The organism is uncultured Legionella sp., from assembly GCF_937871865.1.
Classification (GTDB): Bacteria; Pseudomonadota; Gammaproteobacteria; order Legionellales; family Legionellaceae; genus Legionella.
This window is the reverse complement of the sequence record NZ_CALMPD010000291.1, coordinates 1-11,024: the sequence shown is the minus strand read 5'-3', so window position 1 is coordinate 11,024 and position 11,024 is coordinate 1. Positions and strand designations below refer to the sequence as shown.

The window sequence follows — 11,024 nt, the reverse complement described above, 5'->3', positions numbered from 1 at the left end:
GGATTGCTCGGTGATTTTGAGGCGCTAACGGATATAACCGCTTCTGCTACCTCACCTGCGCCAGGTATAAATGATTTAACGATATGGCTCGCATTGGATCTTAAGAGAATCTTGCCAATAATATATAATATATCCTGGGCCTGTTCTTGTTTTGGCTTAGCTGTATTTTCTTTTTGAGATAAATAGGAAGTAATAACGGAAGAAAGAACTGCAGTAGATATTAATAACTGACCAAAGGGTAACTGTTTTGCGCCTTTTAGAATTTCCTTTATTAACTGTCTCTGAGTGTGATCTATTGTTTGCTCTAAGGTCGTTTCAAGAACTTTAGCGAGCTCTTCCTCTGATTCACTCTCTTTGGTAGTTGACGTGTGATATGTACTAATAATTTGATTCACTATTTCTTCATTTGAATAAACGCTTATTAAGTGTTGTTTTGTTTCAGCTCTTCTTGCAGTAAATAAATAGTTAATGTTCCCGATCATCAACTTCAGATTATCCCTAAAAGAATAGGAGTAATATGGGATCTCAATTAAAAATAAAGTCCACCATGGGCTGTATCGTTTCCTCAATAGATCCTGAAGGATTTGATTTATTTGGTTTGTATTTTCTTTTTTAGCTACAAATGAATTTTGATTGCCATTTATTTTAGTGTGCAAAAAACAAAGAAGATCATATTGTAATTCAGAATTTTCAAACTTATGAATGGTACTCGCTATTTTTAGAAGATCCGCATCTGAGAGGGTTTCCTGCTTTAAAAGTTTAGCCAGATCGTTAGCAGTACTATGATTTCTTAATTTTCTCCTGAACAGATTGAATGGATTCCATGAATATACTTCTGTGGTTCCATAGTCATGTAATTTATTGATGCATTGTACAGTAGAAATGAATTTAAGAGTCATTTTAATGCCTTTATATATAGCTTAATTTTAGCTTTTGTTATCTTGCTTTTACCTGGTATTAATGAAACACAAAACATCAAATTGTCCCATACAAATCATTATCGCCCATTATACAGTCATCGTGAGAAAAATCAAGACACAGTGATTTTCAAACGGTCTGGCAAATAAAAACACAATGATTAGAATTATTAGAGACGCCAAACCTCAAAATTCAAGCCTAGTTAAATAGTTAAGGTAATAATTAACCAAATTCTATGTTTCCCAAGCCTTGTGCATGGAAAGCACTGACGTGTACCTCTCGCCTCCCTGCCATTAAGTTAAGAAAAGTAAATCATCTAAAACCCTTAACTTAATCGCAAAACCTCTTATAATTTGAATAAATGAGGTACAAACTGAGCTTTATTTTCGGCGTTTAAAAGAGAATGAAGTCCGTTTACATCAACGTTAGCAACTGTTGAACTGCAATGGGGAACAACATTAGTTAAAATGGATTGAGCGATACCAGTGATTTGCGCAACATCGCTAGCTTGCGGAATAATCGGATCAGCTTGACGCATTGGTTCAATAGTATGATGAAATTTCAGGTAGCGTTCTTCGTATGATAAAAAAGCCTCATAATGGATTTTTTCTATTAAATCACTGGCAAATAGCATAAAGAACGTTGGTTTAATCGAAACAAAAACGTCTTGACTTTGTCGGGCATGCCATTGACAGAGAATTTCAAAGACCATCATCATTGTATTTGACCACTGAGGCCCTCCTCCGAGGTTAGATTTTACTTGTGGATCCATCCATGTTGGAGCAAGTTGATGTCCTACCACATGGTGCCATTCGGGATAAAACTTGTTTAACGCAGGAGTACGAGCCTTCGCATTCAGGATCCGGTCAAAAACAAGTTCTATTTCTGGTGTTAATTGGCCACGGTGTTCTGCATAAAAAGACTGATAAGCTTGTAACGCAGAACCGTTCATTACCTCTGTCTGACTTATAGAGCGTACTGTACGAGCAGGAAAAGATCGATATTCAACTTCGACTTCATTTCCTCCTCGAATAGATTGTTCGGTAAATTGAGGAAGAAAATCGGGATTAAAATGCGGCTTTGTGCTTCCCCAAAAAGGCTCTGCATACGGAGGAGTAGGAAGAGAAAATGGGCGTATCTCATAACTACAATTATTCCAATCTGTAAATTTGTAGCCTCTATTGGAAAATAGTTTAGTCCCACAGGACAATTGAGCTTGATATCCTGTAATCCCAAATCGCTGGATCTGTTCAATGTTGGATAAAGGCTCCCATCTCGGAACACTATGATGCATAACAGGCATAGCATATTGGCTTGCCGTTACATTTTGACCATTGAAATAGAGTACGACGTTTCCAACAACCGGACTATTAAGCTGAAATCGGCCATATCTATCGGTACAAAGATTAGTGTAATCCTGGCTACTAAATACAGGCTTCCTTGGTGGTTTTGGTTTTATTATTTTTTCAGCCTTTTTTGGCCCAGGAGCAGAATCTGGTTTTGTTGAATAAGCTCTGCTGTCCTGAGATGATTTTTTTATGTCATGACCAGAACTACGTTTCTTACGTTGTTTATTTTTTTTGGAAGAAGAGAAAAAGCGCATCATAAAGCTATCGACAAAAGAGGTTAAATACTTATATATCCCTAAAATAAGTATGAGCATTATACATTATAGAGTCTTATTGTGCAATCTATGAACGAGGTTTTATTCACTTACTTATCATGCTCACAAATAGCTCATTTCGATAAAATAACAGCACGCCATATAAAAGTGCTTTAAAAATAATCCGCTAAATACAGATATTTACTATAATGTGCATAAATGCAGGGATTGAGACTTATTGGATGCCTCTGAAATTAATCGTTGAAAATCCAGAAAAAATCAGGCTATTAGACCCCGATCGGCAAAATAAATTGCAGATGTATATAGCTCCACCGTTAATTATCATTCTTCTATTCGGCCCTATATTCTATTTTTTGGGGCTCTTTCATCCGTCTTATCAAATCTATTGTGACAACAAGAAACCCTATGCTGCGATGGATTGTCGGCTAAAATCAACGTATTTCGTCATTATTCCTTGGTATACTTATTTAGGAGATGTTTCAATATGCACGTTTTCAAATAAATCCAAGTTTCCGTCAAAACAAAGTACCCAATAGTTGCGGTGAAATCGCATTGATAACAGGTAGCGCCACTAACCCTTTGTCTTATGAAATGGAGCACCAAAAACAAATCACCTTTTATTTAAGCTGTCGTAATTTTACCGAATTAAAAGAGATAGCGGATGGAATTAATAACTATTTAAAACAAGCAGAAATCAAAGAATTAAAACTACCATCCCTTCCTCGAACCTGGGAACAATGTTTATGGACTCTGGGATTAATAGCAGCATTTCTATTTAATAGTAAACGCATTGAAACATGCTTTGATAAAAGCGAAGAGTTAGTCACAGTTAAAACAATCTGGGTTCTGCACTGGACTCAAACCTATCCCTTAAAAGATGTAAAAAAAATTGTATTGCATCAGGCTAAGGATAAAAGACAACACCTCATAATGAATTTGACCATTAGCAGGATTGATTTAGGTGATGTTACTGACCTGGACACAGCAGAACAGCAACATCTTTGCCGAGCAATTAATAACTTTTTAGGGCTGAATTAGCATCCAATAAATTGATAGTTTATAATCAATTATTTTAACTGTATCCCCGGCTCTTAAACATCCCATAATAAAAATCGCAGATTAAAACGTTATATCCGGCTTAATAAGCTCAACGCCAATCTATTTTTGATCTGTAATTGCAAAGAGAGGCTATAATTATTTCTTAGTGCATTTCCAAATAAATCATAACCCTATATCCTATTGTAAATAAATAATATTGAGGCTGAATTAATGAAGTTATTCTCTTATCTACTTGCTCTTTGTTTTTTTATTACTCAATCGCTTCAAGCAGCTGGTGAGCCTCTCAGGGTTGCAGTAGATCCGATAAACCCACCCTTTGTAATGCAGGGAGCAAATAATCAATTATATGGTTATGATATTTCGATGATGGAAAATATTTGCAAAATACTGCAACGCACTTGCCAATTTATTCCAATTCGCTTTAATAAAATACTAAATGCAGTAGATACAAATCAAGTTGATGTAGGGTGCAGTTCCATTACCATTACCGCAGATAGAGTAAAAATAGTAGACTTCTCACTCCCTTATCTAGTCAGTCCGGCACGTATTATTGGGCCGAAAAATCTAGCTAAATCCTTTAATATCCATCTGTTGGACGGCAAAAAAATAGGTATGACAGAAGGCTCAATTTACGCTGTCCTTCTTCAACAAATGGGAATAAAAAATCCCAAAATTATTCCCTATACGGACTTAAATTACCTGATTGATGACTTATATCAAGGCAAGATTAACTTTGGTTTGATGGATGAACCTTCCGCACTATTTTGGCAGACGCAATCCTCACAAAAACTTGCCGTATTGGGAAAATCCATTAATTACGGGGCAGGATTAGGTATAGCTGTCAATAGAGACAACCCTGTATTATTACGGGCCATTAATGATGCCTTACTCATCTATCTGGACAGTAACGATTTTAACACAAACTATCATACTTACATGACTCATTTTTAGCCCATAATATGGCCGTCCAATAATTCGTCGCCAGTCATTTCTACGAATCCCCGTGGCTTGACCACGGGGCCCACAAGGAGACTATTTGTAGTGTTCAAAGCCTCACACAAAATCAAACCGAGAAACACATTGACATGGGCACCGCGGTCAATGCCGCGGTGATTCGAAATAGATAACAGCATTAAGCAATGTAGATGTTATCTCACAACAAGCGAGGCGAAAGAAAGATAAGAACATGTGACATATTTAACACATCATATGGCCGTCCAATAATTCGTCGCTAGCCATTTCTACGAATCCCCGTGGCTTGACCACGGGGCCCACAAGGAGACTATTTGTAGTGTTCAAAGCCTCACACAAAATCAAACCGAGAAACACATTGACATGGGCACCGCGGTCAATGCCGCGGTGATTCGAAATAGATAACAGCATTAAGCAATGTAAATGTTATCTCACAACAAGCGAGGCGAAAGAAGGATAAGAGCATGTGACATACTTGCTTATTTGTGACTCACAAATTATCATGTTGTTCTTTGATTGCCAGATGGAATCTGTTGCAATTCATTTATAAAATCAGATATAACCAGGTTCTGTGAACGAAACTTTAATTCATTGTAAATAAGTCGTCGTTGCGAACGAAGTGAAGCAATCCTTTAACGAAGCATCACTCTGGATTGCTTCGCAAACTTCCGCAACGACAGGTTTCTATACGATAAAAAATTTGTTCACAGCTCCTAAGCATTATGAAGAGGCCATGAAAAAATATTCTCACTTAATCAAAAAAACGTTCATGTCTGATGACAAGGTAGTTCTTCGCTCACAAATGATTCTGTGTGCTCTGGCTACCAGCATCCCTCTTTTTATAGGTTTATATTTTCAGCAGCTTCCCGTTGCCATTTACGGGGGATTAACAGGTTATTTTCTTACTGTTTTTGATCAGCAAGGGACCTTCATTCATCGTCTGCAGGCCAATACAGTCAGTTATTTAATGCTAGTACTGGGTTTTATTGCGGGTTTGCATTTTCAACAGCACCCATACGAACTCCTAATCATCTTAGGGATAATGGCATATTGGGTGGGGGTAATGGGTGGAGAAGGTGCTGAACTCGAACAAGCTGCATTATTTACCACAATTCAAATCCTTATTGCGGCGAATAGTGTCTATATAGGTTCTGAAGCAGCCTCCTATGTTCTGATGTATTCTTTAATAAGCTACGCCATCGTTATTATAACCACGGTTTGTTATTTTACGATGAATAAAAAAGTGGCATCAGTACCTAGCCTATTAACCTCATTTAAACGTCCACTGATCAGCGAACTGGAATTACATTTACATGCAATTAGTTATTCTGTAACTGCTCTGTTAAGCACCTGTCTCATGCAATATTGGTCTATTGAACGCGGATATTGGGCTGTAGTCACTGTTCTTCTAATACTTAAACCCGATCGGATGCAAAGCCTTTATCGAAATATACAACGTATTGTAGGTACTTGTCTTGGCGCTCTTGTTTGCATAGGTATTGTCTATTTCATCCCTCACGTTTTAAGCATGATAATTATCATAGCGTGTTGCGCGGGCTTCGTTCCCTGGGCAATGAAACGGAACTATTGGTTTGTCTCATTCCTTATTTCTATTATTGTACTTTTACTTTTGGAATTGCCGGCAGCACATCATGGAGAAATAGGTACCCCGGTAATCAGATTAAAGGCAACTATTTATGGCAGCATATTAAGTCTTTTCGGTGTGGCATTATCAAAGCTGCTCGATGTATTTTTTATTGGCAGGAAAAAATGTCAGTAAAAATCAACGATCATCTTGTTTTCGGCTGGCTTCATAGCGAATTCCAAAACGCTCAAAAACAGCATCACTTAAAGGGGATTGCCCCTATATACAGCTAAGGATTTGGCCGTCATCCTGAGGAGGCTAGCGACGAAGGATCGCCTTGGATTCAGGAGATAAATCCTTCGCCATGCTCAGGATGACGTACTGTTCTTAACTTAATGGCAGTGAGCCCTCTAGATGGATATCTATAAGAACAGGCCATAATCCTTATCCGGCCGTGTTTTGAAAACAACACGAGCCTACTCCCAAAAGCACCTCAAGAAGCAGGTTCTATAAGAATGATGCCAAAGCTTGAAAGAGTCAAACCATTTAACAAGGAAAAGACACCGCCTGCATAGACAGTGCTGCCGCTGGCCGCCAGAGCGTTTACTTGCTCGTTAGCATTAGGGTTCCAGGCAGTTAGACTTCCGGTGACGGCATCGAGGGCGGCAATGCGATTACGGACTTCACCACCAATAGAGGTAAAGGTACCGCCAACATAGACGGTGCCACCGCTGACGAGCAAAGTTTTTACTAGATCGTTGGCATTACGAGCAAGAGACTTGCCACTATTATTAAAAAAGATGATCTCCATGAATGTCCTTATTGGAAGTTTTTATCCAATTTTTTGAACAAATTTATTTAATTACAATAGATTATTTGAAAACATATCATCATGCAAGCGTAAGAATCTGGGCAAACACATGTGTGCTTAAAAACACCATACGTGAATTATAGTGATATCGGATTCACGTTATAAAGCCAGTTGATTATGACTGTTTGTTAGTCCATATTATGAGTTATATTGCTTAATAAGGACGTTTGTATATGCCTAAAATATCTCTGAAAAAAGTTCTCTTATCAATTTTATTATTCACTTTATCTGCCTCTGTCTTTAGTACTGACACAAATGTTAAGGCTCTTGTACCCCATTCGGACACAGCAATTCCAGCAGAAATTAAAACAATTATGAATAAGCCCATGTATAAGAATGCAACATGGAGCTTAAGGGTTACTGATCGGGATACAGGGAAAGAATTACTCAGTCTCAATTCTGATAATCAATTATTTATAGGTTCTGTTCGCAAATTATTTAGTGTCGGCGAATTACTGAATGCATTAGGTCCAGAGTATCGCTCTGAGACAACAGTGCATAAAGATGGAGAAATTCAAAATGGCACCCTCAAAGGAAATCTGGTTTTAGTTGCCTCAGGCGATTTAACCATGGGTGGGCGTACACTCCCGAATGGTGACATAGCCTTTACTGACTTTGACCACAATGAAGCAAATACATTAGGTAATGCGATTCTTACCAAACCTAATCCATTAGCTGGTTATCAACAACTGGCCAAGCAAATAAAAGACTCGGGCATAAACGCTATAGACGGAGATGTGATCATCGATGATCGCCTTTTTGAAGCCTTTAACTTCAGGAATGAATTTGATGTTACTCCTATATTTGTTAATGATGATGTGGTCGATGTCATTATTAATCCAGGAAATATCCAGGAAAATGCAGAGATAGACTGGCGTCCAAAATCCAGTGCTTTAAATGTAATTAATAATCTGAACACGGTGAGCTCTTCTCAGAAATACACCTTACAAATGGCCCCGGCAATACCCCTATGCATCGGGAAAGCTGATTGTTACGGTACGATAAAAGGAGATTTGCCTCAAAAGTTCTCTCCTCCCTTGACTAATGCCTTTCCTTTAATTCAAACATTCAGAATAACCAAACCATCCAATTATGCCAGAACACTATTGATTGAACTGTTGGACAAAGAAGGCGTAGATGTATCAAAAGTTACAAAAATAAAAAATAATCCCACAACTTTGCTAAAGGAATCCAGGTTTTATAGCAATGTGAATCAGATAGCGCAACTTAAATCACTTTCTTATCTTGAACACGCAAAATTTATCCTGAAAGTGAGTTATAACATAGGTGCTGACACCAGTTTAATGTTATTAGGTCTCACTAAAGGCGCACATACTATGGCAGATAGTTTGCTAGTAGAACAAAAACTATTGCAAGAACACTATGGCGTATCACCAACAAACTACCATTTCATCGATGGCAGTGGTGGTGGTGATACTACGGCAAGCAGCCGCGTGTTAACTAAATGGTTGGAGATCATGGCCCAAAAACCGATATCCCAACAATTTACTCATGCCCTCCCTATTCTTGCTGTTGATGGTTCTCTGGGCTTTGTTAATCACTTTCAAAAAGATCCGACATTAGCCGGTGCTGCAGGTAATGTGTTTGCAAAAACAGGAACGTATGTGTTAAATGAAAAATCAGGGATGATGATTAAAGGTCAGGCGTTTGCCGGCTACATCAAGAGCAAAAACAATCGCCACCTTGCTTTTGATATTATCGTTAACGCTGTTCCTATGAACTCATTAGACACCTTATTAGATGTGTTTCAGGACCAAGGAACAATTAGTGCATTGTTATGGCGAGATCTCTAACACATGGTAACCCGCATTAGCAATGTAATGCGGGAAATGAAGCGTATTAACCCATACGGCTATTCATGAGCGAAGCTGGTTGCATACTGCAATGAACCTGTTCTATGCGGTTGTGGCATTCTTCACGCGCTTTGCTGAACGAATCATTTAAATTCGGAGTTGATGGATTTGCATTAAAGAACATTGGCTTTTTACTGTTCTTATCTGAATTACACCGATGCATGGCGCGATTGCACAAACCATTGATCTGGGAGGTTATTTCCTCTTTATCAAACTCAAGATGTTTGCAATCAGAAATAAAATCCCATAACTCACCCTGTAAACATTCAACTACATCTGCATAGGTATGAGAACATTGAAGCAGAATGTAATCAATCAATTCGTGACTTTTGTAGATTTGATGACACTGTTTATTATCCACACATCGTATCATATCAATATCCAAACCACTTTTATCCAATATTAATGACTCCATTTGATCTTTGTTTTTACGGTAGATAATCCACTCATTCTGATCATTTATCAAGACAATGGTATTATTATCAATCTCATGCTCCTCTGGAGACTTATCAGATATTACAAGCTTGGTATAGCCATTATGAGTTGCATTTAATAATGAGATGTTTTTCTGAATGCATTGAATCAGCGGCTGTGCTTGATAATAATTTTGCCAAAAGGTATCTAACTGATTAAATTGTTGGATGCTTGTTGGAGAGAGAACACTTTGTTGACTCAACATAGCCCGTACGTATTTGTCATATCTTGTATTATAAGTGGCAAAATGGGCCGCTAGAGCTAATGGGAGAAAACCATCACTAGAGGGTTGTTCCATATTGATGCCAGGATGATTTATTAACAGTTTTAAAATATCATAATGCCCTTCTCGTATGGCAATTTCTAATGGATTTCCTTGATTCACATTAATCTTGTTATGTTTTAACAATGCTCTAACCGCGTCAACATTGCCATATTGAACTGCAGTACATAAGGGCGTACTCATCACATCATCTTTCAAATTCACATCAATTTCAGGATGGTTTAACAGTAACTCCAGAGTCCTTATTGCATCAGGGCTTTTTGAGCGAACAATCTGAGTTAATAAAGTAGGCTTGGACAATCCTCGTCGATAATTCAAATCGATATCAGGCTGCAAAAGCAATTCTCGCACTATATCCAGGTGACCGTACTGTGCAGCAAGATTAATCGGCTTATCCCGTTGTGGGCCTTCCAGATTCACATCGATAAATGAAATAAGACTGCCTGTACTATGTAACTGAGAAAATAAATGCGATTTCAACTGCGGATTTTTCAGAATCGTGTTGATTTGTGTATGACCCACCTGAGTTAAAGCAAAGGTTACTTTAAATTGAAATTCTGGCTTATTGATATCTACATCCAGTTCATTCATGTTTAAAAAAGAAAGAAATGCATCGGGTATTTTCCCTGAATGCAACATGCCATTATGATCACGCATAATATATTCACCATCCTTTGCTAAATAAACATGACCGTTTAATGCTTTTTCAGGATCGGCACCTAAATCAGACAGTAATGAATAATTAAAGGGACGCAGGCCTGATAAATCAAATGAGGCCATGTCAATTGTTCCTGTACAGACTTCCCCATGAATATTAAAAACCTTATACTCCCCAGAGTCAGATAAATAAATAGTATTGGCCTGATAAATTGGCTTTATAATGTGTTCAAATGGCATCCAGACCAAATTATTTTCATGATTAATCGGGGTAATCTGTTTCCCTCTCGCTAATAATGTACTTACAAGCCCTATATCCCCCCTCTCAGCAGCTATATGCAATGCTCCTTTAGACATATAAAGAGAATTAAGTCCTATCTCAGGATTGGCCAACAATAAATTTATTGTCTCGTTATCACTTCCTTTTGATAAGGCATAAGGCAAAATGCGGCTTTTTTTGATATCAGGTTCTTGGAGCAATCGTTGAATAACACCGTGCTGATTGTTTACTACTGCACCACCTAAGGGATTCAGCTCTTCTAAATAGGTATCAGGGACGCCAAATTTCTTTAACAGGGCATCAACAATTTCCACATTACTTAGAAGCGAGGCAAAATATAATGCTGATTCATGACCATACATAGCCCCGGCTTTATTGATAGGGTGTTTTAATAATTCTTGTACTACTTCTGTATGCCCAAACATTA

The 11,024-nt window shown here is 37.9% G+C and carries 8 protein-coding genes; 4 read left to right on the top strand and 4 right to left on the bottom strand.

Features of this window, described 5'->3' with window-relative positions; all coding sequences use genetic code 11:
• Together Q0495_RS15680 and Q0495_RS15675 are read right to left on the bottom strand one after the other, a co-directional pair.
• The coding region (locus Q0495_RS15680) for a hypothetical protein (protein WP_298627966.1) at window positions 1-899 on the bottom strand (899 nt) is incomplete at its 3' end.
• Between the two features lie 365 nt (window positions 900-1,264).
• Complete coding sequence (locus tag Q0495_RS15675; RefSeq protein WP_298627964.1) at window positions 1,265-2,581, bottom strand: hypothetical protein; 1,317 nt, start codon at window positions 2,579-2,581, stop codon at window positions 1,265-1,267.
• Between the two features lie 435 nt (window positions 2,582-3,016).
• On the opposite strand from Q0495_RS15675, the gene Q0495_RS15670 reads away from it, so the two are divergent.
• The 3 genes from Q0495_RS15670 to Q0495_RS15660 all read left to right on the top strand — a co-directional run bounded on the left by Q0495_RS15670 (window position 3,017) and on the right by Q0495_RS15660 (window position 6,353).
• The gene (locus tag Q0495_RS15670; protein WP_298627962.1) at window positions 3,017-3,580 is read left to right on the top strand and encodes a hypothetical protein; all 564 of its coding nucleotides are present in this window, start codon (window positions 3,017-3,019) and stop codon (window positions 3,578-3,580) included.
• 231 nt (window positions 3,581-3,811) lie between these two features.
• A complete protein-coding gene (locus Q0495_RS15665; RefSeq protein WP_298627959.1) occupies window positions 3,812-4,552 on the top strand; it encodes a transporter substrate-binding domain-containing protein in 741 nt (246 codons plus the stop codon).
• A 754-nt stretch (window positions 4,553-5,306) separates the two neighbouring features.
• Window positions 5,307-6,353 (top strand): FUSC family protein, encoded by a 1,047-nt coding sequence (locus Q0495_RS15660; RefSeq protein WP_298627956.1) that lies wholly within the window; start codon window positions 5,307-5,309, stop codon window positions 6,351-6,353.
• A 298-nt stretch (window positions 6,354-6,651) separates the two neighbouring features.
• Here Q0495_RS15660 and Q0495_RS15655 read toward each other — a convergent pair whose 3' ends face one another.
• Window positions 6,652-6,969, bottom strand: a complete 318-nt coding sequence (locus Q0495_RS15655; protein WP_298627954.1) for a PQQ-binding-like beta-propeller repeat protein — start codon at window positions 6,967-6,969, stop codon at window positions 6,652-6,654.
• A gap of 233 nt (window positions 6,970-7,202) precedes the next feature.
• Between Q0495_RS15655 and Q0495_RS15650 the strand changes: the two genes are divergently transcribed.
• Window positions 7,203-8,843 carry a D-alanyl-D-alanine carboxypeptidase/D-alanyl-D-alanine-endopeptidase gene (locus Q0495_RS15650; protein ID WP_298627950.1) on the top strand — a complete coding sequence of 547 codons (1,641 nt, stop codon included), beginning with the start codon at window positions 7,203-7,205 and terminating at the stop codon, window positions 8,841-8,843.
• 46 nt (window positions 8,844-8,889) lie between these two features.
• Here the strand turns inward: Q0495_RS15650 and Q0495_RS15645 are convergent.
• Window positions 8,890-11,024: ankyrin repeat domain-containing protein (locus Q0495_RS15645; protein WP_298627944.1), on the bottom strand; the 2,135-nt coding region annotated here is incomplete at its 5' end.